General features: G+C 59.7%; 27 protein-coding genes. 24 read left to right on the top strand and 3 right to left on the bottom strand.

Features of this window, described 5'->3' with window-relative positions; all coding sequences use genetic code 11:
* Positions 1-90: 90 nt before the first annotated feature.
* The 3 genes from nifJ to BN5935_RS00405 all read left to right on the top strand — a co-directional run bounded on the left by nifJ (position 91) and on the right by BN5935_RS00405 (position 5,609).
* A complete protein-coding gene (nifJ, locus tag BN5935_RS00415; RefSeq protein ID WP_064974340.1) occupies positions 91-3,624 on the top strand; it encodes a pyruvate:ferredoxin (flavodoxin) oxidoreductase in 3,534 nt (1,177 codons plus the stop codon).
* Between the two features lie 212 nt (positions 3,625-3,836).
* The gene (locus BN5935_RS00410; RefSeq protein WP_147625747.1) at positions 3,837-4,961 is read left to right on the top strand and encodes a BACON domain-containing protein; all 1,125 of its coding nucleotides are present in this window, start codon (positions 3,837-3,839) and stop codon (positions 4,959-4,961) included.
* 216 nt (positions 4,962-5,177) lie between these two features.
* Positions 5,178-5,609, top strand: coding sequence for an META domain-containing protein (locus tag BN5935_RS00405; protein WP_064974339.1), 432 nt, complete (start codon positions 5,178-5,180; stop codon positions 5,607-5,609).
* Positions 5,610-6,348: 739 nt separating this feature from the next.
* Here BN5935_RS00405 and rpmA read toward each other — a convergent pair.
* Both rpmA and rplU read right to left on the bottom strand, forming a co-directional pair.
* A complete protein-coding gene (gene rpmA / locus BN5935_RS00400) occupies positions 6,349-6,609 on the bottom strand; it encodes a 50S ribosomal protein L27 (RefSeq protein ID WP_064974338.1) in 261 nt (86 codons plus the stop codon).
* Between the two features lie 21 nt (positions 6,610-6,630).
* The gene (gene rplU / locus BN5935_RS00395) at positions 6,631-6,942 is read right to left on the bottom strand and encodes a 50S ribosomal protein L21 (protein ID WP_015546709.1); all 312 of its coding nucleotides are present in this window, start codon (positions 6,940-6,942) and stop codon (positions 6,631-6,633) included.
* A gap of 154 nt (positions 6,943-7,096) precedes the next feature.
* On the opposite strand from rplU, the gene BN5935_RS00390 reads away from it, so the two are divergent.
* The 3 genes from BN5935_RS00390 (at position 7,097) to BN5935_RS00380 (ending at position 8,868) form a co-directional block, all read left to right on the top strand.
* Complete coding sequence (locus BN5935_RS00390; protein ID WP_064976770.1) at positions 7,097-7,465, top strand: response regulator; 369 nt, start codon at positions 7,097-7,099, stop codon at positions 7,463-7,465.
* The gene (locus BN5935_RS00385) at positions 7,462-7,938 is read left to right on the top strand and encodes a hypothetical protein (RefSeq protein WP_082943967.1); all 477 of its coding nucleotides are present in this window, start codon (positions 7,462-7,464) and stop codon (positions 7,936-7,938) included. Before BN5935_RS00390 ends, BN5935_RS00385 begins: the two co-directional genes overlap by 4 nt.
* A gap of 84 nt (positions 7,939-8,022) precedes the next feature.
* Positions 8,023-8,868 (top strand): 3'(2'),5'-bisphosphate nucleotidase CysQ family protein, encoded by an 846-nt coding sequence (locus tag BN5935_RS00380; protein WP_064974337.1) that lies wholly within the window; start codon positions 8,023-8,025, stop codon positions 8,866-8,868.
* Positions 8,869-8,914: 46 nt separating this feature from the next.
* Here BN5935_RS00380 and BN5935_RS00375 read toward each other — a convergent pair whose 3' ends face one another.
* Complete coding sequence (locus BN5935_RS00375; protein WP_064974336.1) at positions 8,915-9,181, bottom strand: hypothetical protein; 267 nt, start codon at positions 9,179-9,181, stop codon at positions 8,915-8,917.
* Between the two features lie 133 nt (positions 9,182-9,314).
* Here BN5935_RS00375 and trkA point away from each other — a divergent pair, with 133 nt between their 5' ends.
* From trkA to BN5935_RS00285, 18 genes are all read left to right on the top strand, one after another.
* Positions 9,315-10,652, top strand: a complete 1,338-nt coding sequence (gene trkA / locus BN5935_RS00370) for a Trk system potassium transporter TrkA (protein ID WP_064974335.1) — start codon at positions 9,315-9,317, stop codon at positions 10,650-10,652.
* Positions 10,653-10,657: 5 nt separating this feature from the next.
* Positions 10,658-12,142: a GH3 auxin-responsive promoter family protein gene (locus tag BN5935_RS00365; RefSeq protein ID WP_064974334.1), complete on the top strand. Its 1,485-nt coding sequence runs from the start codon at positions 10,658-10,660 to the stop codon at positions 12,140-12,142.
* Between the two features lie 18 nt (positions 12,143-12,160).
* The gene (locus tag BN5935_RS00360) at positions 12,161-12,778 is read left to right on the top strand and encodes a deoxynucleoside kinase (RefSeq protein WP_064974333.1); all 618 of its coding nucleotides are present in this window, start codon (positions 12,161-12,163) and stop codon (positions 12,776-12,778) included.
* Positions 12,779-12,780: 2 nt separating this feature from the next.
* Positions 12,781-14,157: a methyltransferase RsmF C-terminal domain-like protein gene (locus BN5935_RS00355; RefSeq protein WP_064974332.1), complete on the top strand. Its 1,377-nt coding sequence runs from the start codon at positions 12,781-12,783 to the stop codon at positions 14,155-14,157.
* Between the two features lie 2 nt (positions 14,158-14,159).
* Positions 14,160-14,726, top strand: coding sequence for a MerR family transcriptional regulator (locus BN5935_RS00350; RefSeq protein WP_064974331.1), 567 nt, complete (start codon positions 14,160-14,162; stop codon positions 14,724-14,726).
* Between the two features lie 166 nt (positions 14,727-14,892).
* On the top strand, positions 14,893-15,678 hold the full coding sequence (locus BN5935_RS00345; protein WP_064976769.1) for a Nif3-like dinuclear metal center hexameric protein: 786 nt from the start codon (positions 14,893-14,895) through the stop codon (positions 15,676-15,678).
* 23 nt (positions 15,679-15,701) lie between these two features.
* Positions 15,702-16,463 carry a zinc ribbon domain-containing protein gene (locus BN5935_RS00340; protein ID WP_064974330.1) on the top strand — a complete coding sequence of 254 codons (762 nt, stop codon included), beginning with the start codon at positions 15,702-15,704 and terminating at the stop codon, positions 16,461-16,463.
* A gap of 169 nt (positions 16,464-16,632) precedes the next feature.
* A complete protein-coding gene (locus BN5935_RS00335) occupies positions 16,633-18,213 on the top strand; it encodes an NAD+ synthase (protein WP_064974329.1) in 1,581 nt (526 codons plus the stop codon).
* A 4-nt stretch (positions 18,214-18,217) separates the two neighbouring features.
* On the top strand, positions 18,218-18,637 hold the full coding sequence (locus BN5935_RS00330) for a SoxR reducing system RseC family protein (RefSeq protein WP_064974328.1): 420 nt from the start codon (positions 18,218-18,220) through the stop codon (positions 18,635-18,637).
* Complete coding sequence (locus BN5935_RS00325) at positions 18,637-19,548, top strand: RnfABCDGE type electron transport complex subunit B (RefSeq protein ID WP_064974327.1); 912 nt, start codon at positions 18,637-18,639, stop codon at positions 19,546-19,548. The genes BN5935_RS00330 and BN5935_RS00325 overlap by 1 nt, the downstream gene beginning before the upstream one ends.
* Positions 19,549-19,708: 160 nt before the next feature.
* Complete coding sequence (gene rsxC / locus BN5935_RS00320; protein ID WP_064974326.1) at positions 19,709-21,058, top strand: electron transport complex subunit RsxC; 1,350 nt, start codon at positions 19,709-19,711, stop codon at positions 21,056-21,058.
* 19 nt (positions 21,059-21,077) lie between these two features.
* Complete coding sequence (locus BN5935_RS00315) at positions 21,078-22,043, top strand: RnfABCDGE type electron transport complex subunit D (protein ID WP_064974325.1); 966 nt, start codon at positions 21,078-21,080, stop codon at positions 22,041-22,043.
* Between the two features lie 13 nt (positions 22,044-22,056).
* Positions 22,057-22,722 (top strand): RnfABCDGE type electron transport complex subunit G, encoded by a 666-nt coding sequence (locus tag BN5935_RS00310; protein WP_235820958.1) that lies wholly within the window; start codon positions 22,057-22,059, stop codon positions 22,720-22,722.
* The gene (locus BN5935_RS00305; protein WP_064974323.1) at positions 22,715-23,299 is read left to right on the top strand and encodes an RnfABCDGE type electron transport complex subunit E; all 585 of its coding nucleotides are present in this window, start codon (positions 22,715-22,717) and stop codon (positions 23,297-23,299) included. Before BN5935_RS00310 ends, BN5935_RS00305 begins: the two co-directional genes overlap by 8 nt.
* A gap of 2 nt (positions 23,300-23,301) precedes the next feature.
* On the top strand, positions 23,302-23,880 hold the full coding sequence (gene rsxA / locus BN5935_RS00300; protein WP_010265773.1) for an electron transport complex subunit RsxA: 579 nt from the start codon (positions 23,302-23,304) through the stop codon (positions 23,878-23,880).
* A 477-nt stretch (positions 23,881-24,357) separates the two neighbouring features.
* Entirely contained in the window at positions 24,358-24,900 is a 543-nt protein-coding gene (gene hpt / locus BN5935_RS00295; protein ID WP_064974322.1) for a hypoxanthine phosphoribosyltransferase, read from the top strand.
* Positions 24,900-25,535 (top strand): 7-carboxy-7-deazaguanine synthase QueE, encoded by a 636-nt coding sequence (locus BN5935_RS00290; protein ID WP_064974321.1) that lies wholly within the window; start codon positions 24,900-24,902, stop codon positions 25,533-25,535. The genes hpt and BN5935_RS00290 overlap by 1 nt, the downstream gene beginning before the upstream one ends.
* A gap of 145 nt (positions 25,536-25,680) precedes the next feature.
* Entirely contained in the window at positions 25,681-25,956 is a 276-nt protein-coding gene (locus BN5935_RS00285) for an FtsB family cell division protein (RefSeq protein WP_064974320.1), read from the top strand.
* Positions 25,957-26,190 lie beyond the last annotated feature (234 nt).

Here is a 26,190-nt window from a genome sequence, read left to right as displayed (position 1 = left end):
GAAATTGCTATCTTTGCATCGCCCGTGTTTCCGGGCTATGCCTGAATCATTAGGAAATACACACAAATATCATCTAAAATTTCAACTAAAATGGCAGAAAAGAAATTTATCACCTGTGATGGTAACTACGCTGCGGCCCATGTGGCCTATATGTTCTCGGAAGTCGCAGCCATCTATCCCATCACACCGTCGTCGACGATGGCCGAGCTCGTGGACGAGTGGGCTGCGCAGGGACGCAAAAATATCTTCGGCGAGACCGTCAAAGTCGTTGAAATGCAGTCGGAGGCCGGCGCTGCCGGCGCCGTGCACGGATCGCTCCAGAGCGGTGCGCTGACCTCGACCTTCACCGCATCGCAGGGCCTGCTGCTGATGGTCCCCAACATGTATAAGATCTCCGGCGAGCTGCTTCCGGGCGTGTTCCACGTTTCGGCGCGTGCGCTGGCCGCACAGTCGCTGTCGATCTTCGGTGACCATCAGGACGTGATGGCTACGCGCCAGACCGGGTTCGCCATGCTCGCCACCTCGTCGGTGCAGGAGGTCATGGACCTCGCGGGCGTCGCACACCTCGTGTCGCTCAAGTCGCGCGTGCCGTTCCTGCACTTCTTCGACGGTTTCCGCACCTCGCACGAGATCCAGAAGATCGAATTGATCGACGAAGCCGCGCTGACGGCCATGCTCGACCGGGACGCCCTGAAGGAGTTCCGCAACCGGGCGCTGAACCCCGAGCACCCCGTGACCCGCGGTACGGCCCAGAACCCCGATATCTATTTCCAGACGCGCGAGGCTTCGAACAAGTTCTACGACGCCGTGCCCGACATGGTGGCCGATACCATGAAGGAGATTTCGAAGATCACCGGCCGCGAATACAAGCCGTTCGTATACTATGGTGCGAAGGATGCCGAGAACATCGTCGTTGCGATGGGTTCGGTGACCGAGACCATCAAGGAGACGGTCGACTACCTGACGGCCAAAGGCGAGAAGGTGGGTGTCGTCACCGTACATCTCTACCGTCCGTTCTCGGTGAAATACCTGATGGCAGTGCTTCCCGAGAGCGTGAAGCGCATCTGTGTGCTCGACCGCACGAAGGAGCCGGGAGCCAACGGCGACCCCCTCTATCTGGACATCGTCGAGGCATTTGCCACCTGCCCGTGCGACAAGAAGCCGCTCATCATCGGCGGCCGCTACGGCCTCTCGTCGAAGGACACCACCCCGGCGCAGATGCTGGCCGTGTTCGAGAACCTGAAGATGAACGAGCCCAAAAACCAGTTCACGGTGGGTATCGTGGACGACGTGACGTTCCGTTCGCTGCCCGTCGGCGAGGAGATTTCGCTGGCGAAGCCCGGCACGTTCGAGGGTCTCTTCTTCGGTCTGGGCGCCGACGGTACGGTGGGTGCCAACAAGAACTCGATCAAGATCATCGGCGGCACGACGAACAAGTACTGTCAGGCCTATTTCTCCTATGACTCGAAAAAGTCGGGCGGCTATACCTCGTCGCACCTGCGTTTCGGCGACCTGCCCATCACGTCGCCCTATCTGGTGACCACTCCCGATTTCGTGGCCTGCCACGTTCCCTCGTACGTCGACAAGTACGACGTGCTCAAGGGCCTGAAGGCCGGCGGCTCGTTCCTGCTGAACTCGGTGCATGACGCCGAGACCACCTGCGCGACGCTGCCCGACCACATGAAGGTCTACCTCGCCAAGAACAAGATCAACTTCTATATCATCAACGCCACGAAGATCGCCGCCGAGCTGGGGCTGGGTTCGCGCACGAACACCATCATGCAGTCGGCGTTCTTCAAGATCGCCAACGTCATCCCGTTCGACAAGGCCGTCGAGGAGATGAAGAAGGCTATCCTCAAATCCTACGGAAAGAAGGGTGAGGATATCGTCAACATGAACTACGCGGCTGTCGACGCCGGCGGCAACGCCGTCGTGAAGGTCGACGTGCCCGCTGAGTGGGCGTCGATCGAGGACAAGGGCTTCGAGCACGTTTCGAACGCTTCGTACCCCGAGTTCGTGCGCAAGGTCGTCGAGCCGATCAACGGACTGAAGGGTGACATGCTGCCCGTTTCGGCCTTCACCGGCCGTGAGGACGGTACATGGGACAACGGTACGGCCGCTTATGAGAAGCGCGGCATCGCCGTCAATGTTCCCGAGTGGAAGATCGAGAACTGTATCCAGTGCAACCAGTGCGCCTATGTCTGCCCCCACGCCGTGATCCGTCCGTTCCTCGCCACCGAGGAGGAGGCCGCCGCTTCGGGCGTGGAGTGGAAACAGGGCCTCGGCGAGACCAAGGAGTACAAGTTCCGCATCCAGATTTCGCCGCTCGACTGTACGGGCTGCTCGAACTGTGTCGACGTCTGCCCCGCCAAGGAGAAGGCGCTCGTCATGTGTCCGCTGGAGGAGCAGATGCCCCAGCAGAAGAACTGGGATTACATTACGAAAAATATCGGTTACAAGCAGGTCGTGGACAAGACCAAGTCGGTCAAGAACCTGCAGTTCGCACAGCCGCTGTTCGAGTTCTCGGGCGCCTGCGCAGGCTGCGGCGAGACCCCTTACATCAAGGCCATCTCGCAGCTCTTCGGCGACAAGATGATGGTCGCCAACGCCACGGGCTGTACCTCGATCTACTCGGGTTCGGCGCCCTCGACGCCCTACTGCACCAACGCCGCCGGCCACGGTCCCGCATGGGCCAACTCGCTCTTCGAGGACAATGCCGAGTTCGGTCTGGGTATGCACATCGGCGTGGAGAAACTCCGCGACCGCATTCAGGATGCTATGGAAGACGCTGTCGCCAACTGCGCCAAGTGTTCGGACGAACTGAAAGCCACGATGAAGGAGTGGATCGAGAACCGCGGTTCGTCGGCCAAATCGGCCGAGGTTACGGCGCGCCTGATCCCCATGATGGAGGCTTGCGGCTGCGACGCCTGCAAGAAGATCCTCGAGCACAAGGAGTGGCTCGTGAAGAAGTCGCAGTGGATCATCGGCGGCGACGGCTGGGGCTACGACATCGGTTACGGCGGTGTGGACCATGTACTGGCTTCGGGCCACGACGTGAACATCCTCGTCGTCGACACCGAGGTTTACTCCAACACCGGCGGGCAGTCGTCGAAATCGACTCCCGTGGGCGCCGTTGCCAAGTTCGCATCGAGCGGCAAGCGCATCCGCAAGAAGGACCTCGGCGCCATGGCCATGACCTACGGTTATGTCTATGTGGCTCAGGTTTCGATCGGCGCTTCGCAGCAGCAGTTGTTCAACGTGCTGAAGGAGGCCGAGGCCTATCCCGGTCCTTCGCTCGTGATCGCCTACGCACCGTGTATCAACCACGGCATCAAGGGCGGCATGACCCGCACGCAGACCGTCGGCAAGGAGGCCGTAGCCTGCGGTTACTGGCACCTGTGGCACTACAACCCGATGCTCGAGGAGCAGGGCAAGAACCCGTTCGTGCTGGACTCGAAGGAGCCCGACTGGTCGAAGTTCCGCGACTTCCTGATGAAGGAGGTTCGTTACACCTCGCTCCAGAAGTCGTTCCCCGCCGAGGCCGACGAATTGTTCACCGCCGCCGAGGAGAACGCCAAGTGGCGCTACAACGGCTATGTACGTCTTTCGAAGATGGAGTTCTGATATCTTCATAAATAAATAGGTGAAAGCCGCGGCAGCAATGCCGCGGCTTTTTTGTGGGATGCAGTCGGTTTTCCGGCTTCCGGCAAAAAGGTTCGTGATGAAAACATCCCGGTTCGTGATGTCTTTCCCCCCCCCGATTGAATTTATTTGTCCGTAATATCTCTTGGAGGTATTTTTGCCGGGCAAATTGAATTCTAAATACTCCTTTTACGATGAAAAACATTTTTATGCGTGCAGCGATGCTGCTGGCCGTCGGTGCGATGGGATTCGCCTTTACGGCCTGTAACGACGACGACAAGCAGGATCAGGCCAAGCTGACTCCCGAAACCACCGATTTCCGCTTCACGAGCGGCACCTATTCCAAAGTGCTGGCCGTGGAGACCGAGCACCTCTCTTCGTACAGCGCCGATGTGGTTTACGACGGTTCCGAGACGGGCTGGGTGACGCCCGTCGTGCAGGAGGGCGGTGTGAAGATCACCGTCCAGCCCAACACCGCTTCGACCAAGCGCAGCGCCAAACTGGTGCTGAGCGCACCGGGAGTTCAGGACGTAACGGTAGCCATCACCCAGAAAGCCAAATTCGCATCGGAACTTATCGGTAACTATGTTCCCAAGGTGAATACGGCCGTTTACGATTTCGGCTTGGTCCTTTCGACCGAGTGGAATGACAACGGTGCTCCCTCGCTGCCTTTGAACGGCGATAAGGATAATGCGATTGAATGGGGGTTGGTTGAATACATGCTGCCCATGATGGTTGGAGCGTATTACGCTCAGGGTCTTGTCGGTCTTGAACTGCTGGACGATGGGCGTGTCGGTGCAAAATACCGTTCGGTGACGCTGGAAAACGGACTGACTGATATTTTCAATCCCACCTTCGGTGAGGAGGTGCTTTCTTTCCCTGACATCGAGACATTGCCGATTGTTCCCGTCGATGCCATTAGTTATTACACGCAGGATGGTAAAATCTATTTGGCTGTTGACAAGCAGTTTATTTCGAAGGTCGATCCCGGAACGCTCGGAACGCCGATCGCTGCCATGATCGACGGAATGATTGCCAAATATAAACTGGGGGTGGTCAGCAACGAAGAGGTTTTTGCCCTGCCGCTTAAGTATAAAGTCGAAGGGGATGTGTCGACGCTTTATGTCGACCGGGAAATGATCCTGCCTTTCAAGGGGCTCTTGGTTGATTTGATCGGCCAACTGGTACCCGATGAGGGTGTTTCGATGGGTGAAGAGATGGCTATCACCAAAGAGGATATCCTGAAATTCGTCACCGATATCTTCGACAACAGCACCAAGTTCGAACTCGGCATCAAACTCACCAAACAGGCGAAATAGGGGCCTGTCCCATCATTGCTTTGCGCCGTCCGGATTCCCGGACGGCTTTTTTTTGACCGTTCCGATATTATTGCCTATCTTTGTCGTGTGGAACCGCCTGCCGCTGAGGTGAAAGCCTCGTTTGGCAGGATTCGCCCTCCGGACGGCCGCAGCGAGAATGCCTGCCGTCTGGCGCGTATTTTGAGAGGATAATTCGGTTAACAAACGATTTTTGAGATGATGAAAAAGATTTTCGCAGCCGCCGTGCTGCTCGGAGCGATGACCGCCTGCGGCGGTTCGCAGCAGAAAGCCCTGCCGCTGGAGGGCACCCAGTGGAAACTCGCCAAGATGGAGGCCATTCCCGCGAAGGCCATTGCCGCCGAGGAGGATTTCTTCACGCTGGAGTTCAATGCCGCCGACACGATGGTGGCCGGACGCACCAACTGCAACCGTTTCTTCGGCAAATACGAGCTGAAGGGCAAGGAGCTGTCGTTCGAGAATCTGGGCATGACCCGGATGGCCTGCCCCGACATGCAGTACGAGGATGCTTTCGTGAAGATGCTCGACGAGGTGGACAGCTACGAGATCAAAGGCTCGGAGCTGAAATTCTACGACGACAAGAAGGTCATCGCCGAATTCCGCGCCGTGCCCGTCCCGGCCAAGAAGTAAACGCTCCGGATTCGTCCGGCGTGCAAGCCCGCTTCCGATAACCTCGGAGGCGGGTTTTTGCGTTGCTGAGCCCGCGGGATTTCCCGATGGCGGGGCAGCGGAGCCCGCGGGATTTTCTCGAAAAAGTCCGGATCATGCGCCGTTCGGTCGCGGAATTGGCGGATCGGATTTTTTCACTATCTTTGCCGGCAAATACAGACAGTAAGAGAAGGGTAACAACTCTTCATACCTTTATGCAAACTTAGGGAGCCTCTTCGGAGGTTGTTTGAACCGGGTATGATCGTTGTCAGTCCTGTGTTATGCCTTGTCCTTGTGGCAAGGTAAACACGGGCGCGGGACGACTTTCCGGTTCACGGCTCCCTAAGGCCGGCATCAAGGAAGTTTGCATCTGCGCCTTTTTTCGTTTCTGACGGAATGGGGAACGGCGCAGCAGGATTTCGGAGCGGCGCCGCTTACGGCCATCGATCGAGGGACTCCCCGTGCGGGTTTCGCCGATCGCCGCTTCGGTTTATGTTCCGGGGCGGCGGCTGTGATTTAGGCGTCACTGATGAATTCTCTTCCAGCGGATTCCGCTTCGTCGTTGCGGCGACTGCGCGAGGCAATGCAGGGATCATTCCGGCGGAATATCGTCCGCCGCCCCTTTTTTATCCGGAGCAGGACCCGCCGGGGGCCTGTTACCCGAAAAGAAAACGGCCTCCCCATCGGGGAAGCCGTTTTCTTATCTTCTTGACGCCGGAGCTTACTCGCTGAGCGGAGATACGCTCACATACGATTTGCCTCCGCCTTTCTTGCAGAACTCCACGGTTCCGTCCACGAGGGCGAAGAGTGTGTGATCCTTGCCGATGCCTACGTTTTCACCGGCGTTGTGCACGGTTCCGCGCTGACGAACGATGATGTTGCCCGCCTTTGCGAACTGACCGCCGAACAGTTTGATGCCGAGTCGCTTGCTTTCCGACTCGCGGCCGTTCTTCGAACTACCTACACCTTTCTTGTGTGCCATGTTGATTCAGTTTTTAAAGGGTTATGCAACGATCTCCTCGACGAGAATCTGCGTGAGGTACTGGCGATGCCCGTTGCACTTCTGGTAGCCCGTGCGACGTTTCTTTTTGAACACCAGAACCTTGTCATCTTTCAGATGCTTGAGGATCTTGCACTTCACTGCGGCGCCTTTCACTACAGGTGCACCGACTTTAACCTGACCGTCGTTGTCTGTGAGCAGGACCTTGTCGAAACTTACGGACGAATTTTCTTCGCCCTGAAGACGGTGGACATAAAGTTTCCGACCTTTCTCAGCTTTAAATTGCTGACCTGCAATCTCTACTATAACGTACATTTAATTCGATTATGTATGTGAACATAAATTCGGAGTGCAAATATACGCATATTTATCTTATAAACAAGCCGTCCGGCAACTTTTTTTGTCCGTGCGGGGCTCTGGCACGGTTTTGGGCGCGGCATCCCCGGCCGGCAAAGCCGCCGTGATGTCCATGCACCGAATATTGATCGTATCCGAAGAGGAGTTCCTGTGCGACGTGATCCGCCTGTCGCTTACCGGCATGCGGGCCGACGTGCGCTGTGCGTCGGGGGTGGCCGCTATGGAGCGTCTGTCGCGGCGCATGCTTTTCGATCTGGTGATCGTCGTGGGCACGTCGCTCTTCTTTTCGGGCCGCGACGTGGTCCGCATCCTGCGCCCTCCGGGGCTGCGGCGGCCGCTGGTCTATGTCGTGGCATGGCAGCAGGCCGAACAACCGGTGCTGAGCCTGCTGGAGTGCGGCGTCGACCAGTACCTGACCTTTCCCGTGAACCTGCAGCGGCTGCGGGCGAAGGTCGACAACGAATTGAACCGACAGTTATGACCGAACGACTTCTGATCGCCTATACGGTGCTTGCGGCACTCGCCACGGCCGCACTGCTCGCAGGGCTGTGCGCCTCGGAGCTCCGGGCCCGCCGCCGCAGCGGCCGCGATGCCGTGCTGGGGAGCAGATACCTGCGCATCCTGATGTTGTATTTGCTTTCGGGCGAGGACTCCGTGCCGCGTTTCCCGATGATCCGCCGGGCCGGGGCGCGTCGCCTGCTCGCCGAGACCGTCGCCGGACTGACGGGCGTGACCTACGGGCTCGATACCGAACCCCTGCGGCGCATCGTCTCGGAGTACGGCCTCGACCGCTGGCTGCTGGACCGCGCCCGGTGGTGGACCGCCGCGGCCGCCTCCGTGACCGTTGCGCTGGTCTGGGCGGCCGCCGCATGCGCCTCCCGGGCCGGGTCCGGAACCCTGTGGCCGGCGCTTCGACGTTTCATACCAAGGCGGCGCAATTTCCGTTACTATTAGAAACCGAAATATTTCACCATATCATAAATTCTTGTTACCTTTACCATGGCAATAAAAGTATCCGACCCCAAAATAAGAGTTACAATGATTAACGACAAGGTGAGAATGTATCTGCTGCCGCCTTTATTCAACGCAGCGGTCCGTGCCGGAGCTTCGATAATGAACGTATACAAGAACCTCGACGATTACGATATAAGCCTCAAGGAAGACAAATCCCCCATCACGGCGGCCGACCGTGTGGCCCACAGGACCATCCGCGAATACCTCGGCATCACACGCATCCCGATCCTTTCGGAGGAGGGTCGGGAGATGCGCTACGAGGAGCGCCGCAACTGGGAGCTTTACTGGCTGGTCGATCCGCTGGACGGCACGGTCGAATTTATCAAAGGCAACAACGAATTTACGGTGAACATCGCCCTGATGGAGAACAACGTCTGCATGGGGGCGGTTATTTATGTACCCTATTTCGAAAAGATGTACGTCGCGGGGCGCGGCGGAGGCGCTTTCCTCAAGGAACACATCGCCCCCGACGCTGCCGCATCCTACACCTACGACGATATCGTGCAGGGCTGGACGGCCCTGCCGCTCGCTTCGGAGGCGAACCGCGAACACCCCGTCGTGGCCGTGTCGCGTTCGCACCAGACCCCCGAGACCCACGAGCACATCGCCCGCCTGCGCGAAACGCATCCCGATCTGGAGGTCGTGGAGCAGGGTAGTTCCTACAAATTCTGCCTGCTGGCCGAGGGCCGGGTCGATTACTACGTCCGCACGACGCACACCTACGAGTGGGACACCGCGGCGGGGGAGCTGATCCTCTCCGAGGCCGGCGGAAGCACGCGCACGCTGCCCGGCGGCGGGGAGCTGCTCTACAACGAGTCGGACCTCCGCAATCCGTGGTTCGTCTGCCGCTCGAAATTCTGCAAGCTGTAAAAAAAGAGGAGCCCGTCGTGGCTCCTCTCCTGTTTTTGACCGGGCGTTATTTCTCCGCCCCATGGGCTTCGATGTCGCACGCTCCACAGTTGCCCGAGCAGCCTGCGGGCTGGCCGTCGGAGCAGTCGGCGCTGCCGTCCGCCTCGCGGGTCTCGTGCACGGCGCATTTGATGCCCAGCCGCTGCATGTTCTTGTTGGTCGATATCTCGGAGTCGATGTGGTGGCCCTTGATCATCAGGGTCAGCGACATGCCGACGACGAACAGCCCGACGGCCGCGACGGCACACAGTATGACGATTAACCAGGTTGGCATGGGATTCTGTTTTTTAGTGTCCGAAATTTGGGGTTTCGGGGACAAATGTATACATTTGTAAGATAAATTGCAAAAATGTTGCCCGAACATTCCGAACCGGGTGTACGGCGCGCAAACCAATAATGTTGTACCTATGAAAATCGTGATAGCGGGCGCGGGCGAGATGGGCAGCCATCTGGCGCGGATGCTCAGCGGCAACGGCCACGACATCACCGTCATCGACGGCGACCAGAAACTGCTTTCGGAAGTGAGCAGTCTGGCCGACGTGATCACCGTCGAGGGCGATTCGACGATCTTCGCCGTGCTGCGCAAGGCCGCGGTGCGCAAATGTGACCTGTTCATCGCCGTCAACCACGAGGAGAACGCCAACGTCGTGGCGGCGATGCTGGCCAAGAAGCTCGGGGCCAAGAAATCCATCGCCCGCATCGACAACAACGAATACCTCGAACCCAACAACAAGGAGATGTTCATCGACATGGGCATCGACTACCTGTTCTATCCCGAGAAGGTCGCGGCCCGCGAGGTCATCAACCTGCTGGGACACACCTCGACCACGGAATACGTCGATTTCTCGAGCGGCAAGCTCTCGCTGGTGGTCTTCCGCCTCGAACCGGCCTCGCCGCTGGTGGGGCAGGTGCTTACGGGTTTCGCCGACGAAACGCCGCTGAGCTACCGCACGGTGGCCATCACGCGCGGCGGGCAGACGATCATCCCCCGCGAGGGCGAGCAGTTCATGGAGGGCGACATGGTCTACGTCATCGCCCGGCAGGATGCCGTCAGGGAGGTGATGGAGTTCTCGGGACAGTCGAACATCGAGATCAAGAACATGATGATTCTCGGCGGTTCGCGCATCGGCATCCGCATCGCCACGGAGCTGCAGGACGAGGTGAACATCAAACTGGTCGACTACAATGCCGACAAGGCCTACCGGCTGGCCGAGATGCTGGACAAGACGCTTATAATCAACGAGGACGGCCGCAATACGGATACCATGATGGAGGAGGGCCTTGCGAACATGGACGCTTTCGTGGCGGTCACGGGCCGCAGCGAGACCAACATCCTTGCGGCGATGCTCGCCAAGCGCATGGGGGTCAAGAAGGTCATCGCGGAGGTCGAGAACATGAACTACATCAACCTCGCCGAGTCGATCGGCATCGACACGATCATCAACAAGAAGCTGGTGACGGCGTCGAACATCTTCCGCTTCACGATGTCGACCGACGTGCAGGCGATCAAATGCCTTACGGGGAGCGACGCCGAGGTGCTGGAGTTCATCGTCAAACCCAACTCTCCGGCCACGAAGGCCCGGATCAAGGACCTCGGGCTGCCCGAGGACACGATCATCGGGGGCATCGTCCGCGGCGACAAGGTCTTCATCGCGGTGGACAACATGGAGATAAATCCCTACGACCGGGTGGTGGTCTTCGCCATGCCCGGGGCTGTGGGGAAGGTCGGTTATTACTTTAATTAAGCAACGTGTCTTTCCGCAGTATAATCCTCAGGGCGTGGTTCTCGCAGCGCGAACGGTCGATCGACCGCTTCCGCCGCCGTCCCGTCGAAACACAGGAACGGATGTTCCGCCGGCTGCTGCGCCGGGGGCGGCTCACGGAGTTCGGCGACCGCTACGACCTGCGGCACATCCGCTCGGTCGAGCAGTTCCAGTCGCAGGTCGAGACGTTCGACTACGAGACTTTCAAACCCTACATCGAACGGATGATGGAGGGGGTGCGGAGCGTCACCTACCCGGGCCGGGTGTCGTTGTTCGCGCGCTCGTCGGGCACTACCTCGGACCGGAGCAAATATATCCCCGTGACGATGGAGTCGCTGTGGTGGAACCATACGCTGGGCATGCGCGACGTGGCGACGGTTTTTTCGTCCAACTACCCCAAGTCGCGGGTTTTCGAGGGCAAGACCCTGACGCTGGGCGGCTCGTGCCGCCGCGAGGGGCGCAATCTGGTGGGCGACCTCTCGGCGCTGCTGATCCACGAGACGACCTTCTGGAGCGGCTGGTTCCGGGCCCCGCGGACCGAGACGGCGATCATTCCGGATTTCGATGAGAAGGTCGAGGCGATCTGCCGCGAATGTGTCGGCGAACGGATCACGGCCTTTGCGGGCGTTCCGTCGTGGAATCTGGCGATGATGCGCCGCGTTCTGGAATATACGGGCAAACAGAACCTGCTGGAGGTGTGGCCCGATTTGGAGATGTTCGCCCACGGAGGCGTGGAGTTCGCGCCCTACCGGACGACGTTCGAGGAGCTGATCCCCTCGGAGCGGATGAAATACATGGAGACCTACAACGCTTCGGAGGGCTTTTTCGCCATGGCCGACGACCCCGCGCGCAGCGACATGCTGCTGATGCTCGACTACGGCACTTTCTTCGAGTTCCGCAACGGGACGCAGGTCGTGCCGCTGGAGGGCGTGGAGTGCGGAAAGGTCTACGCCGTGCTCATCACGTCGAACAACGGCCTGTGGCGCTACGAGATCGGCGATACGGTGGAGTTCACCTCGACGAATCCCTACCGCATCCGCTTTGCGGGCCGCACGCGGCAGTATATCAACGTCTTCGGCGAGGAGCTGATCGTCGACAACGCCGAACACGCCCTGCTCGCGGCCTGCCGCAAGACGGGGGCCGTGGTGAGCGAATACAGCGTTGCGCCGTGCTACATGTCGCTGCGCGAACGCGGAGCCCACGAATGGATCGTGGAGTTTGAACGGGAACCCGACAGCCGCGAGCATTTCGCCGGGGTGCTGGACGAGGAGCTGCGGGCCGTCAATTCGGACTACGACGCCAAACGCCGCACCACGCTCGAGCGGCAGCGTTTGACGGTCGTGGAGCGCGGGACGTTCCTCGCGTGGATGCGCGCGCGGGGTAAGAACAAGGTTCCGCGGCTGGTGAACGACCGCCGTGTGGCTGACGAACTGCCGGCTTTTCGTGCGGAGCCGGCCGGAGTGGAGAAATAAACAAATACCTATACTACTATGTACATAGCCATAGCCGGAAACATCGGGAGCGGGAAAACCACGCTGACCCAGATCCTTACGAAGCGCTACGACGCCAAGTGCTACCTCGAGGAGTGTGACAATCCCTACATCGGCGATTTCTACGAGGACATGAACCGCTGGGCGTTCAACCTCCAGATTTCGTTTCTCGGGAGCCGCATCCAGCAGACGATGGACATGCTGGCCGACTGCCGTTCGGGTGTGATTTTTCAGGACCGTACGATCTACGAGGATGCGCACATCTTCGCCGACAACCTCCACGAAATGGGGCTGATGGCTACGCGCGACATCGAGACCTACATGAAGATTTTCCGGTTGGTGACCACGCTCATCCCCAAGCCCGACCTGCTGATCTACCTCAAGGCGAGCGTTCCGACGCTCATCTCGCAAATCCGCAAGCGCGGCCGCGAGTACGAGATGAATATCGACGAACTGTACCTCAAGCGCCTGAACGACAAATACAATAACTGGATCGAGAACCTTTACGGAGGCGAAGTGCTCGTCGTCGACAAGGATCACGAGGATTTCGTGTCTGACCCGACCGTGCTGGAGAAAATCTGCGCGCGGCTGGATGCGATCAAAGCCAAGAAACGCTGAGGATGACGCTGCCCGCGAAATTCGTCGAACGGGTCCTGCGTGACTTGGGGGAAGCCGAGGGCCGCGCCCTCTGCGCCGCGTTGGACGGGGTGCCGCCGGTATCGGTGCGGATCAACCCCGCGAAGGCGGCCGCCGATGCGCTGCCCGCGCTGGAGATCGCCGGACAGGTGCCGTGGTGCCGCGACGGGCGTTATCTCGCCGCGCGTCCGGCCTTTACGTTCGACCCCGACTTCCACGCCGGGGCCTACTATGTGCAGGAGGCTTCGTCGCAGTTCGTGGGACACCTGCTGGCGGATGCCGGGGCCGAAGGGGCCCGCATCCTCGACCTGTGTGCGGCTCCGGGCGGCAAGACGACGCTCTATGCTTCGCTGGCGGGACCCGGCGGACTGGTCGTCGCCAACGAGATCGACCGCCGCCGTGCCGCGGTGCTTGCGGACAACGTGCGCAAGTGGGGCACGGGCAATGTGGCCGTCACGACGTGCGAAGCGCGTTTGCTGGGCGATTTCGAGGCGTGGTTCGACATCGTGGCCGTGGACGCCCCCTGCTCCGGCGAGGGGATGTTCCGCAAGGACGACGAGGCCCGCGGCGCGTGGAGCGAGGGGAATGTGAAACTGTGCGCGGCGCGTCAGGACGATATCCTGCGCGAGGCGTGGCGGGCCCTGAAACCGGGCGGAACGCTCGTTTACAGCACCTGTACGTTCAACCGCGACGAGGACGAAGGTTCGCTCGAAAGGATGCTCGCGTGGGCCGGCGACGAAGTCGCCGAATCGGATGAAATACCCGTGGAGGATGCGTGGGGCATCGTCTGCGGCCGTGTCGGGGCGTTCCGGACGTTCCGGTTCTATCCCCACAGAGCCTGCGGCGAGGGGTTCTTCGCCGCCGTGGCCCGCAAGTCGTTCGACGCCGGAGGCCGCGTGCGCACACCGAGGGCGCGGCGCACGGTATTTGCGGCTGTCGACCGCAAGGGCGTCGGTGAACTGGCCCGCTGGGTCCGGGAGCCGGACCGGATGTGTTTCGCGCAGGTCGCCGATACGCTCTATGCGTGGTATGCCGCGCAGTCCGATGCCATCCGGGCCTTGTCCGAGGCGCTGCCCGTCATTTACTCGGGCGTGGCGATGGGGCAGGTGTTCAAGGGGACGCTGAAGCCCGATCCTGCGCTGGCGTTCTTCGACGGCTTGAACCGCAGGGCGGTGCCCGTCGCGGAGCTGGACGGCGAGGAGGCGCTGCGCTTCCTGCGCAAACAGGACATCGCCGCTGCAGGGCTGGCCGAGGGGATGAACCTCGTCTGCTCGCGGGGCCGTGCGCTCGGATTCGCCAAGCGGATCGGTGCGCGGGTCAACAACATGTACCCCAATTCGTTGCGAATTATAAAACAATAGATATGGCCGATAAACTTTATTATTCGATGGGCGAGCTGGCCGAGATGTTCGACGTCAACACGTCGCTCATCCGCCACTGGGAGTCGCAGTTCTCCATCCTCCGCCCCAAGCGCAATAAGAAGGGCAACCGCCTTTTCTCGCCGCAGGACGTCGAGAGCCTGAAGCTGATCTATCATTTGGTCAAGGAGCGCGGCATGACGCTCGAAGGGGCCAAGAAGGCGCTCCGCAAGGGGGCCGCCGAGAGCGGCGTAGACCGCGATGCCGAGCTGATGGAACGCCTGCAACGCATCCGCGCCCTGCTGGTCGAGGTCCGCGAAGACCTGAAAGCCGGGGCGGGGGAGATCGTGGCCACCGATGCGGACGCCGCCGCTGATACCGCCGGGGATTCCGAAGCCGCTCCCGTGCGCCGCCGGGCCAAGGCCGTGGTGAAGATCGACGAGTCGACGGGCGAAGAGCTTTCCGATGCAGGGCCGGCAGTCGCCAAACGCACGGTCCGTAAGCCCCGCCGCAAGAAGGAGGAGGCCGAGAACAAGGAGTTGTTCGCTTTCTACGAACAATCCTTATTTTAAGGAGTTGTTCGTAGGGTGCTGTCCGTCCGTGGGGTGTCCGTTCATGGGATTGCAGCTTCGCCGGGCGTATTCACGGCGTGCCGCCGTGTTTGCAAATCTGACCCACCCCCAAACCCCCGCCTCGGCGGGGGCTTAATAGATAAGACGTATAAAAACAAGGATGCTTATGAAGATCACGCAGATAACCGAAGTCATCGAACGCTTTGCTCCACTTGGATGGCAGGAATCGTATGACAATGCGGGACTTATCGTCGGACGCCCCGACGACGAGGTCCACAAGGCCCTGCTGGCCGTGGACGTGACCGAAGAGGTGTTGGACGAGGCCGAAGCCGAGGGGTGCGATATCGTGCTGACACACCACCCGATCGTCTTCCACGCACTCAAGCGTTTCAATTCGGCGGACCCCGTGCAGCGGTGCGTCGAGCGGGCCATCCGCAGCCGGATCGCCCTCTACGCCTGCCACACCAACCTCGACAGCGCCCCCGGGGGGATGAGCTGGCGGCTGGCCGAGATGCTGGGCGTGGGGAAACTGGAGGTGCTGCAACCCTCGGAAGCCGGCGAAGGCGTGGGATTCGGCGTGGTGGGAGAGCTGTCTGAATCCGCTGACACCTTGGAGTTTATGCGGCTTATCCAACGGCGGCTCGAGGTAAAGGCTATACGGCACAGTGACATAGCGACTTCCGCGGTGCGCCGCGTGGCTGTCTGCACCGGCGCCGGGGCCTCGCTGATCGGCGACGCACGCCGTGCGGGAGCCGATATTTATATCACCGCGGACCTGAAGTACAACGACTTCATGACACCCGATAAAGCCCTCACGGTAGCAGATATAGGCCATTTTGAGAGTGAATATTGCGCAATTGAGCTATTATTTGATATTTTATCGAAAAATTTATGTACCTTTGCGGTTCGCAAGAGTGAACGCTCTCGCAATCCCGTGAATTATCTGGTGTAAGTCTAAACTATACAGTACATTATATGGCAACACAAAAAAAGACGGCCGAGGTTGATTACTCGATGCAGGAGAAGATACTGGCGCTTTACGAGCTGCAGAAGATCGACAGCAAGATCGACGAAATCAACAAGGTGAAAGGTGAACTGCCTCTTGAGGTTCAGGATCTTGAGGACGAGATGACCGGGATGAAGACCCGCATCGAGCACATCAACGCCGAGATCGAGGAGCTCAACACGCTCTCCAAGCAGCGCAAGCGCGAGGTGGATCAGGCCAAGATCATGATCGGCAACTACAAGGAGCAGCAGAACAACGTGCGCAACAACCGCGAGTTCGACGCCATCACCAAGGAGATCGAGTATCAGGAGCTCGAGATCGAGCTGGCCGAGAAGCGTCTGAAGGAGTATGCCGCCGGCGTGAAGGTCAAGAAGGCGCAGTTGGAGGAGGCCGAGGCGCAGAGCAAGGAGCGTCTGGCGGACCTCGCGGCCAAGAAGACCGAGCTGGAGGGCATCGAGGCCGAAACGGCGCCGCTGGTAGCGGAATATTCGGTGCAGAGCGACAGCGTCAAGGAGAAGATCGACGAGCGTCTGCTGTCGGCTTACGAGCGCATCCGCCGCAACGTCCGCAACGGACTGGCCGTGGTGACCGTCAAGCGCGACGCCTGCGGAGGCTGTTTCAACCGCATTCCGCCCCAGCGTCAGGTGGACATCCGTCAGGGTAAGAAGATCATTGTCTGCGAGTACTGCGGCCGCATTCTGGTGGCCGATCCCGAGGAACCGCAGGAATAGAAGCGATAGGAATGGCGAAAGGCTTCCGGTTCTCCGGGAGCCTTTCGTTTGTTTTTAAAATATTTTGTAAACGAAAGGATGTTAATTTATTAACACCGAAATTTCTTCCGACTTTTGCAAATAATCCTTAACTTTGCGGAGATGTAATTCCCCGACTTAAATTACTGCCATGAAAATAGCTATTGCCCAGTTGAATTACACGATCGGAGATGTGGACGGCAACACATCCAAGATCATCGATTCGATCAACAAAGCGAAAGCACAGCGCGCCGACTTAGTGATCTTCGCCGAGCAGGCCGTGAGCGGGACCCCTGCCTTCGACCTGCTGCGCAAAACGACCTTCCTCGAGTTGTGCGAGGACGCATTGGTCGAGATCGCCTCGTGCTGCGACGGCATTGCCGCCATCGTCGGACTGCCGATCCTCACCGCCGAGGGCACGATCAGCGCCGCGGCGCTGATTCAGGACCGCAAGGTGCTGCGCTATGTCGGCAAGAAATACATCACCGCACGCCGCGAGATGGGTTTTCTGACCCCTTCGAAGGGATTCGAGTACGCCACGATCAAGGGCCACAAGTGTGCCATCATCGTGGGTGACGACCTGAGCCGCGAGCACGATTTCGACCAGTCGGTCGAGACTATCATTTCGATCAACGCCCGCAAGTACGGCAAGGGAACCATGACCTACCGCTATGAAATGATGCGCAATCTGGCATTCGTCGAGGGCAAGAATCTCGTGCTGGTCAACCAAGTGGGCGGATCGACCGACATCGTTTACGACGGCACGTCGGGGGCGATGAACGGCCGCGGCGAAGTGGTGCTGATGATGAAGAATTTCGAGGAGGATTTCCAGATCTTCGACACGAAAGCCGAAGCGGAGCCGATTGCGATCCCCTCGACCTACAACGACCGCACGCGGCTGGTTTACGAAGCGGCCCGCTGCGGACTGCGGGATTTCTTCCGCAAGAACGGTTACGGAAAAGCCTCGATCGGTCTCTCGGGCGGTATCGACTCGGCCGTGGTGGCCTGTCTGGCCGCCGATGCGCTGGGAGCGGAGAATGTCAGGGCGCTGCTGATGCCCTCGCCGTTCTCGTCCGACGAGTCGGTGGAGGACGCCAAGGAGCTGGCCCGCAACCTCGGCATCGAATACAACGTCATTCCCATTTCCGAAATCTATACCAGCGTGGTGAACACCCTGAAGCCCGTCATCGGCGGCACGGAGTTCGACGCTACGGAGGAGAACATCCAGACCCGCATCCGCACGGTGCTGCTGATGGCCTTGCAGAACAAGACGGATTACATCCTGCTCAACTCCTCGAACAAGAGCGAGAATGCGCTGGGCCTCTGTACGCTTTACGGCGACACGGCGGGCGCGTTCAGCCCCACGGGCGACCTCTACAAGAGCGAAATGTACGACGTGGCCCGCTACATCAACCGCACGCAGGGCAATCCCATTCCCGAGAATATCCTGACCAAGGAGCCCTCTTCGGAGCTCCATCCGGGTCAGAAGGACAGCGATATTCTGCCCCCTTACGAGGTGGTGGACGCCATCCTGCTGCGCATGATCGAGGAGGGACAGCACCGCGAGGAGATCGTCAATGCGGGATTCGATTCGGAGGTCGTGGAGAAGATTCACGCGATGATCATGCACAACGAGAAGAAACGCTATCAGTTCCCGCCCGTGCTGCGGTTGTCGTCGTGCACTTTCGGGCACGAGCGGCTGATGCCCCTCACCAATAAATACGGAGATTAGAGGCGTGGCGGAACTGATCGAACACAGCGGTGTGGTGGAACGCACGGAGCGCAACGCGGTTTATGTGCGGATCACCTCCCGGAGTGCCTGCGGAAGCTGTTCGGCCCGTCAGGCGTGCGGATTGGCCGAAGCCCAGGACAAGGTCGTCACGGTGATGACTCCCGGGGCTGCGGAGTACGCGGCGGGCGATGCCGTGATGGTCGGCGTGCGCCGCAGTGCGGGCATGCGGGCCGTCGTGCTGGCTTACGTCGGCGCGCTGGCGGTGCTCATGGCGGTGCTCGTGGCGGCCATTGCCGGCATGGGATGGAGTGAAGGCGTCAGCGCCCTCGCGGCGATAGCCGGCGTGGGCGTTTATTATTTCGTGCTGTGGCTCTGCCGCACGAAAATCGAACACACAATTCAATTTACAATAACTAAAATCTGATGGAAGTATTACTTTACACGATCCTGACGCTGTGTGCGCTGGGCGTGCTCTCGGCGGTGATCCTCTATTTCGTGGCCCAGAAGTTCCGGGTCGACGAGGACCCGCGCATCGACGAGGTGGAGAAGATGCTCCCCGGCGCCAACTGCGGCGGCTGCGGATTCGCAGGCTGCCGGGGCATGGCCGATGCGCTGGTCAAGCAGGACGACATTTCGGAGCTGTTCTGCCCCGTGGGCGGCGGCGACTGCATGAAGGCAGTGGCCGCATACCTCGGAAAGGCCGCTGCCGAGAAGCAGCCCGAGGTGGCGACCGTCCGCTGTGGCGGAACGTGCGAAAAGCGTCCCCGCACCAACGACTTCGACGGTGCCAAGTCGTGCGCCGTGGCTTCGTCGCTCTATGTGGGTGAGACGGGCTGTGCGTTCGGGTGTCTCGGGTTCGGCGACTGCGTCGTGGCCTGCGCTTTCGACGCCATTCACATCAATCCCGCAACGGGACTTCCGGAGGTCGACGCGGACAAGTGTACGGCCTGCGGCGCCTGCGTGAAGGCGTGTCCGAAAATGATTATCGAGCTGCGCAAGAAGTGGCCCAAGAACCGTGCGGTCTATGTGTCGTGCGTCTCGAAGGACAAGGGTGCCGTGGTGATGAAGGCCTGCAAGGCCGGGTGTATCGGATGCGACAAGTGCGTGAAGGTCTGCGCTTTCGATGCCATCACCGTGGAGAACAACCTCGCCTACATCGACCCGCTGAAGTGCAAGCTGTGCCGCAAGTGCGTGAACGAGTGTCCCACGGGCGCCATCCGGCTGGTCGGCATGGACCCGCTGCCCAAGGCTCCGAAAGCTGCTCCGGCAGCACCCGTTGCTCCTGCGGCCGGGAAGCCTGCGGCTCCCGCAGCGGGAGTCCCGTCGGAGTCGTGATTTTCTGCCGCAGATGGGTCTAAGTCCCCTCCGAGGAGGGGATTTAGGGGAGGGTCAGAACAAAGACGCCGCTTCAGCGGCGAATGGCAATACCGTCCGGCCCGAAAGAGCAGAATGAAAAAAGATATGGTTTAGAAACGTAAAAACGAACCAATAGTATATGAAGACATTTCCAATGGGCGGAGTCCATCCGTCGGAAAATAAGCTGAGCTGCGCCAAACCGATCGAGGTGCTTCCGCTGCCCGAGGTGGTGACGATTCCCCTCGCACAGCACATCGGGGCTCCTGCGGTGGCCAAGGTCGCCAAGGGCGACAAGGTGCTGACGGGACAGCTCATCGCCGAAGCCGGCAGCTTCATGTCGGCGAACATTCACTCCCCGGTGTCGGGCACGGTCACGGCCGTGGATATGGTTCCCAACGGTCAGGGTCTGCGCCAGATGATGATTACCATCAAGCGCGAGGGCGACGAGTGGGCCGAGGGCATCGACCGCTCGGAGACGCTGGTGAAGGCATGTCCCTTCTCGGCGCAGGAGATCATCTCGAAGATCAAGGATGCCGGCATCGTCGGCATGGGCGGCGCGACGTTCCCCACGCATGTGAAGCTCTCGGTACCTCCCGGAAAGAAGGCCGAGTGCGTCATCATCAACGGCGTGGAGTGCGAGCCCTACCTTACGTCGGACCACCGCACGATGCTGGAGCACGGTGAGGAGCTGGTCGTCGGCGTGACCATCCTGATGAAGGCCGTGGGCGTGGAGAAAGCCTACATCGGCATCGAGAACAACAAGCCCGACGCCATCGCGCACCTGACGCAGATCGCGGCGGGATACAAGGGCATCGAGGTGGTGCCCCTGAAAGTGATGTATCCGCAGGGTGGTGAAAAACAGTTGATTGCGGCCGTCACGGGCCGTCAGGTGCCGCCGCCGCCCGCACTGCCGATCGACGTGGGCGCCGTGGTGTGCAACGCCTCGACGACCGTGGCCGTTTATCAGGCCGTGCAGAAGTCGATGCCGCTGATCCAGCGCGTGGTGACCGTCACGGGCAAGCGTATGAAGGAGCCCAAGAACCTGCTGACCCGCATGGGTACGCCGGTTTCGGCCCTGCTGGAAGCCGCCGGAGGAGTTCCCGACGAGCCCGCGAAGGTGATAAACGGCGGTCCGATGATGGGCCGTGCGATGGTCAACCTCGCGTCGCCCGTCACGAAGGGATGCTCGGGAATCACGGTCCTCTCGGGCCGCGAGGCCGTGCGCCGCGAAGCCGCACAGTGCATCAAGTGCGCCAAGTGCGTGTCGGCCTGCCCGATGGGTCTGGAGCCCTACTACCTCTCGAAAATGTCGCAGAAGAAGGGCTGGGAGGTCCTCGAGGCGCAGATGATCACCTCGTGCATCGAGTGCGGATGCTGTCAGTCGACCTGCCCCTCGTACCTGCCGCTGCTGGACTGGATCCGCCTCGGAAAACAGACCGTGATGGGAATCATCCGCGCTCGCGGTGCCGCGGCTGCGCCCAAAAAGTAAATGAAAAAACAGTAAAGATATGGCAAACAAACTCATTGTAGCTCCTGCGCCGCACGTTCAGACCTCCCAGTCGACGGCCCGGATCATGCGCGACGTCGTGATCGCGCTGATGCCTGCGCTGGTCGTGTCGGCCTTGGTGTTCGGAGCCGACGTGCTGCGCGTTACGGCCCTTTCGGTGGCGGCGTGCGTGGCGTTCGAGTACCTGATTCAGAAATTCATGGTCCGCGGTGCGGTGACCGTCACCAACTGGTCGGCCGTGGTGACCGGCGTACTGCTGGCTTTCAACCTCCCGGCGACGATTCCTTGGTGGATCGTCGTGATAGGCGCTTTCGTGGCGATCGCCGTCGCCAAGATGACCTTCGGAGGGCTGGGCAAGAACCCCTTCAACCCCGCGCTGGTGGGGCGTGTGTTCCTGCTGATCGCCTATCCGGTGCAGATGACCACGTTCCCGATGCCGGTGAACGGTGCGTTCGACGCTCTGTCGGGCGCCACGCCGCTGGCTGCCGTGAAACACGGTGCGGCGGCCGATGTGCTGGGCGTGCAGGAACTGCTGCTGGGCAACATGCCCGGTTCGCTGGGCGAGGTGGCTGCTGCGGCCCTGCTGTGCGGCTTCGTCTACCTGCTGTGGCGGCGTGTCATTACATGGCAGATTCCCGTGACGGTGCTCGGAACGATAGCTCTCTTTGCTTTCGTCGTGGCGCTCTGCTCCGGGCAGACGGGCGCTGCGCTGTGGCAGTTGCCGGTGTTCCATGTACTGGCCGGCGGTGCGATACTCGGCGCCGTGTTCATGGCGACGGACTATTCCACCTCGCCGATGACCGTGAGGGGCGGGGTGATCTTCGCCGTGGGGATCGGTGTCATCACGATGCTGATTCGTCTGTGGGGCGCCTATCCCGAGGGTATGTCGTTTGCGATCCTCATCATGAACGCCTGCGTGCCCCTGATCAACAAATATGTCAAACCTAAGCGCTTCGGCGTGAAATAACGGAGGAGGCACTATGAAAAGTACACTTTTGAACATGACGGCCGTCCTCTTCGGCATCACCCTCGTGGCTTCGGCGGGAGTGGGCGTCGTCAATATGATTACCGAAGAGCCGATCGCCGCGGCCAAGGCTGCGGCGACGAAAGCGGCGCTCACCGAGGTGCTGCCGGCGTTCGACGCGACGACGGACGAGGTGCTGACCATCGACGAGATGCCCATCACGGTCTACACGGCCACGAAAGACGGCGCCGTGAGCGGATATGCCGTGCAGTCGATGACCAAGCAGGGATTCGGCGGCGCGGTGCGCCTGATGGTGGGTTTCACCCCCGCAGGCGAGGTGGTGAACGTCAACGTGCTGGAGCAGACCGAGACTCCGGGCCTCGGAACCAAGATGGCCGACGAGGGCAACGTCCTGCTGCGGAGCGTCAAGGGACAGAAACTCGAGGACAAGAAACTCGTGGACGGCAAACTGGCCGTGACCAAGGACGGCGGCGACGTCGATGCGCTGACCGCCGCGACCATCTCGTCGCGCGCCTATGTCGACGCGATCAACCGCGCATGGATGGCCTACAAGAGCGTAGCGACGGGCGAGACCCCGACGGACGTGGCATCCGGTGCGACGGCTGCCGCCACGGAACAAACCAACGAGCCTGCGGCTCAGGAAGGAGGGCAAAATGAATAAGTTGCAGATTATTTTAAGCGGCATCGTCAAGAACAACCCGACGTTCGTGCTGGTATTGGGCATGTGCCCCACGCTGGGAACGACGACCTCGGCCGAGAACGGCATGGGCATGGGACTGGCCACGATGGCCGTGCTGATCATGTCGAATCTGGTGATCTCGCTCATCAAGAACATCATTCCCGACAAGGTCCGCATTCCGGCTTTCATCGTCGTGATCGCTTCGTTCGTGACCATTATTCAGATGTTGATGCAGGCTTTCGTGCCGGCGCTGTACGATGCGCTGGGCGTGTTCATCCCGCTGATTGTGGTGAACTGCATCATTTTGGGCCGTGCCGAGGCGTTCGCTTCGAAGAATTCGCCGTTCGACTCCGTGCTGGACGGCATCGGTATCGGTCTGGGATTCACGCTGGCGCTGACCGTCGTCGGCGCCGTGCGCGAGATACTCGGCAGCGGGGCCGTCTTCGGCGTCAGCCTCGGGATCGCGGACTACACGCCGCTGATCTTCGTGCTGGCTCCCGGCGCCTTCCTCGTGCTCGGATACCTCATGGTGTTGTTTAATAAATTAGCCAAGAAATAGTTATGGAGATTTCCTATTTTGCAATCATCATCGGCGCCATCTTCGTCAACAACGTCGTGCTGGCGCAGTTCCTCGGCATCTGCCCCTTCCTTGGCGTGTCGTCCAAGGTCGAGACCTCGATGGGTATGGGAGCCGCCGTAACTTTCGTGATGGCCATTGCGGCCGTCGTGGCGTGGCTCATCCAGACCTATGTGCTGGTGCCGCTGGACATCGTATACATGCAGACGATCGTCTTCATTCTGGTGATCGCGGCCCTCGTGCAGATGGTCGAGATCATGCTCAAGAAGATGTCGCCGTCGCTCTATCAGGCGCTGGGTATCTTCCTGCCCCTCATCACGACCAACTGCGCCGTGCTGGGTGTTGCGATCCTGATGATCCAGAAGGAGTTCAACCTCTTGCAGAGCGTTACCTACTCGGTGGCTACGGCTCTGGGCTTCGCGCTGGCGCTGGTGCTCTTCGCCGGTATCCGCGAGCGCCTCGATTTCGAAGACGTGCCCAAGTCGTTCAAGGGTATTCCCATCGCGCTGATTACGGCCGGGATTCTGGCCATGGCGTTTATGGGATTCTCCGGACTGGTCTGATTTTCGATTTGTAAGCGGCGATTTCCGCACATCCTTTGAACGGGGCGAATGGAATGTACTCAAGTACTATCCATCCGCCCCGTTCTTCACGATGCACGGAACTCACCGGCTTAAAATCGAAAATATTTGGGTGCAGGGAGGTCCGCATTATCGCTTGCAGCGGAAAAAGAACGGCGTGAAGGCAGAGCGTTAAAAAACGGGGCCGGTTTGCTCGCAAACCCGCGAAGGCGCCCGTTTTAGCGCCGCCGAACGACGTTCCCGCGAAAGCGACATGCGGATGGTTTTGGAGCTGCCTTTTGCCACCAAAAGGTAGCTATACTTCGCGGATGAAAGCCGCGGTCTGGTCTTTTTGCCGACCAAAAAGCGGCTAAATCTCTGCGGACGAAGACCGCAGTTGAAAAAAGAACTGCGGATTCTTCGTTTGTTCCGGGCAAATAGTTAAATTTGCACTTATTTAAACAAAAATCCCGTACTTTCATGGAGGATATCATACAGCTTCACGACAGGAAGTTCAAAATCATGATCCCCGCCGAGAAGATCGACCGGGCCGTCGAGGCCGTGGCGCAGCGTATCAATGCGGATTATGCCGGCAAGGAGACGCCGCTGTTTCTGGGCATCCTGAACGGTTCGTTCATGTTCATGAGCGACCTGATCAAGAAGATCGAATTCCAGAACGAACTCTCGTTCGTCAAGTTGGCGTCGTATGACGGAACCTGCTCGACGGGCTGCGTCAAGAGCCTGATCGGCCTGAACAACTCGATCGAGGGCCGTCACGTCATCATCGTCGAGGACATCGTCGACACGGGCGAGTCGATCGAGCATATGATCCGCGAGCTGGAGAGCCGCAAACCCGCTTCGATCGAGGTCTGCACGCTGTTTTTCAAGCCGGGGTCGTACCGCAAGACGCTGCCGATCAAATACCGGGCGATGGAGATCGGCAACGAATTCATCGTGGGCTACGGGTTGGACTACGACCAGTTGGGCCGCAGTCTGAAGGATATTTACGTCGTAACGGAGTAATGGCACCGACGACCGATCCCGCACTGCTCGACGGCGGGCGCCTGCTGCCGTTGGTCGAGGATTTCTACACCATTCAGGGCGAGGGTTTCCACGCCGGGAAACCGGCCTATTTCATCCGCCTCGGCGGGTGCGACGTGGGCTGCCGCTGGTGCGACGCCAAGTACACATGGAATCCGAAACTCTATCCCCCGACCGATGTGCGGACGGTGATCGACCGGGCGACGGCGTGTCCGGCGCAGGCCATCGTCATCACGGGCGGCGAGCCGCTGCTTTACCCGCTGGGCATATTGACGGAGACGCTTCGCGCCGAGGGGCTGGAGATTTTTCTGGAGACCTCGGGGTCGCATCCGTTCAGCGGCGTTTTCGACTGGGTATGTCTTTCGCCCAAGCGTCAGCAGCCCCCGCTGGAGGAGGCTTACGGGCGGGCCGACGAACTGAAAGTGATCGTCGAATCGGAGGCCGATTTCGAGTGGGCCGAGCGGAATGCCGCGCGGGTCAGTGAAAAGTGCCTGCTCTACCTGCAGCCCGAGTGGAGCGTTGCCGAGCGGGTGATGCCCGCGATGGTCGAGTACGCCAAGGCGCATCCCCGGTGGAATATTTCGATACAGACGCATAAATATATGCACATACCATAATGCCGGTTTGCCGAAGAAATGCCGTATATCCCGGAATGTCGGTTTTCACGGCGTTCCGCCGTGTTTGCAAATCCGACCCCACCCCGGCCCTCCCTCAGGGAGGGAGATGGCGTATGTTTCGCCCGGTTGTAATAGTATAGCGTAGATGAAAATTCAGTTCGGCCGCAAATTCTGGATCGTCGCCACGGCGGCTATCGTCGTCTTCACCGTTTTCATGGTGGGACGCAACGCCCTGCATGCCGTGAAGATCAAGCGCCAGATCAACGTCCTGACCCGCGAGAGGGCTTACTACTCGGAGAAGATCGAGCAGGACAGCACCCTGCTGGAGCGCCTGCGGTACGACGATTTTCTCGAAGAGTACGCCCGCGAGAATTACCACATGCAGCGGCGCGATGAACATGTGTATATTATCAAAGAGTGAAACCGTTTCCGATTTTATAGGGCATCTTTGCACTTGCTCTTGTGCGGCACGAATGGGACGTATTCCGATACTACCCATCCGTGCCGCACTTCGTTTAAGCACAAATCTGTACCTCTAAAATAAAATACGGGGAAATGTCGGTCGGACTGAAAGTCTCCCTTTTCAAAGGGAGATTTAGAGGGATTGTCTGTATGAATCCGGCATCTGAAAGATGGCGTAATATACCCCCCCCCG

It is taken from the genome of Alistipes provencensis, assembly GCF_900083545.1.
In the GTDB taxonomy this organism is placed as follows: domain Bacteria; phylum Bacteroidota; class Bacteroidia; order Bacteroidales; family Rikenellaceae; genus Alistipes; species Alistipes provencensis.
The sequence above is the reverse complement of the archived record's forward strand: the minus strand, read 5'-3'. Positions and strand labels throughout refer to the sequence as shown.

Bases quoted from the DNA above. Each gene is read 5' to 3' on its own strand.
- BN5935_RS00340 (WP_064974330.1), top strand. From the start codon at position 15,702: ATGGCAACACAAAAAAAGACGGCCGAGGTTGATTACTCGATGCAGGAG.
- BN5935_RS00410 (WP_147625747.1), top strand. From the start codon at position 3,837: ATGAAAAACATTTTTATGCGTGCAGCGATGCTGCTGGCCGTCGGTGCG.
- hpt (WP_064974322.1), top strand. From the start codon at position 24,358: ATGGAGGATATCATACAGCTTCACGACAGGAAGTTCAAAATCATGATC.
- BN5935_RS00360 (WP_064974333.1), top strand. From the start codon at position 12,161: ATGTACATAGCCATAGCCGGAAACATCGGGAGCGGGAAAACCACGCTG.
- rsxA (WP_010265773.1), top strand. From the start codon at position 23,302: ATGGAGATTTCCTATTTTGCAATCATCATCGGCGCCATCTTCGTCAAC.
- BN5935_RS00390 (WP_064976770.1), top strand. From the start codon at position 7,097: ATGCACCGAATATTGATCGTATCCGAAGAGGAGTTCCTGTGCGACGTG.
- BN5935_RS00375 (WP_064974336.1), bottom strand. From the start codon at position 9,181: ATGCCAACCTGGTTAATCGTCATACTGTGTGCCGTCGCGGCCGTCGGG.
- BN5935_RS00345 (WP_064976769.1), top strand. From the start codon at position 14,893: ATGAAGATCACGCAGATAACCGAAGTCATCGAACGCTTTGCTCCACTT.
- BN5935_RS00385 (WP_082943967.1), top strand. From the start codon at position 7,462: ATGACCGAACGACTTCTGATCGCCTATACGGTGCTTGCGGCACTCGCC.
- BN5935_RS00335 (WP_064974329.1), top strand. From the start codon at position 16,633: ATGAAAATAGCTATTGCCCAGTTGAATTACACGATCGGAGATGTGGAC.
- BN5935_RS00355 (WP_064974332.1), top strand. From the start codon at position 12,781: ATGACGCTGCCCGCGAAATTCGTCGAACGGGTCCTGCGTGACTTGGGG.
- BN5935_RS00315 (WP_064974325.1), top strand. From the start codon at position 21,078: ATGGCAAACAAACTCATTGTAGCTCCTGCGCCGCACGTTCAGACCTCC.
- BN5935_RS00325 (WP_064974327.1), top strand. From the start codon at position 18,637: ATGGAAGTATTACTTTACACGATCCTGACGCTGTGTGCGCTGGGCGTG.
- rpmA (WP_064974338.1), bottom strand. From the start codon at position 6,609: ATGGCACACAAGAAAGGTGTAGGTAGTTCGAAGAACGGCCGCGAGTCG.
- BN5935_RS00405 (WP_064974339.1), top strand. From the start codon at position 5,178: ATGATGAAAAAGATTTTCGCAGCCGCCGTGCTGCTCGGAGCGATGACC.
- BN5935_RS00305 (WP_064974323.1), top strand. From the start codon at position 22,715: ATGAATAAGTTGCAGATTATTTTAAGCGGCATCGTCAAGAACAACCCG.
- nifJ (WP_064974340.1), top strand. From the start codon at position 91: ATGGCAGAAAAGAAATTTATCACCTGTGATGGTAACTACGCTGCGGCC.
- trkA (WP_064974335.1), top strand. From the start codon at position 9,315: ATGAAAATCGTGATAGCGGGCGCGGGCGAGATGGGCAGCCATCTGGCG.
- BN5935_RS00350 (WP_064974331.1), top strand. From the start codon at position 14,160: ATGGCCGATAAACTTTATTATTCGATGGGCGAGCTGGCCGAGATGTTC.
- rplU (WP_015546709.1), bottom strand. From the start codon at position 6,942: ATGTACGTTATAGTAGAGATTGCAGGTCAGCAATTTAAAGCTGAGAAA.
- BN5935_RS00285 (WP_064974320.1), top strand. From the start codon at position 25,681: ATGAAAATTCAGTTCGGCCGCAAATTCTGGATCGTCGCCACGGCGGCT.
- BN5935_RS00380 (WP_064974337.1), top strand. From the start codon at position 8,023: ATGATTAACGACAAGGTGAGAATGTATCTGCTGCCGCCTTTATTCAAC.
- BN5935_RS00310 (WP_235820958.1), top strand. From the start codon at position 22,057: ATGAAAAGTACACTTTTGAACATGACGGCCGTCCTCTTCGGCATCACC.
- BN5935_RS00290 (WP_064974321.1), top strand. From the start codon at position 24,900: ATGGCACCGACGACCGATCCCGCACTGCTCGACGGCGGGCGCCTGCTG.
- rsxC (WP_064974326.1), top strand. From the start codon at position 19,709: ATGAAGACATTTCCAATGGGCGGAGTCCATCCGTCGGAAAATAAGCTG.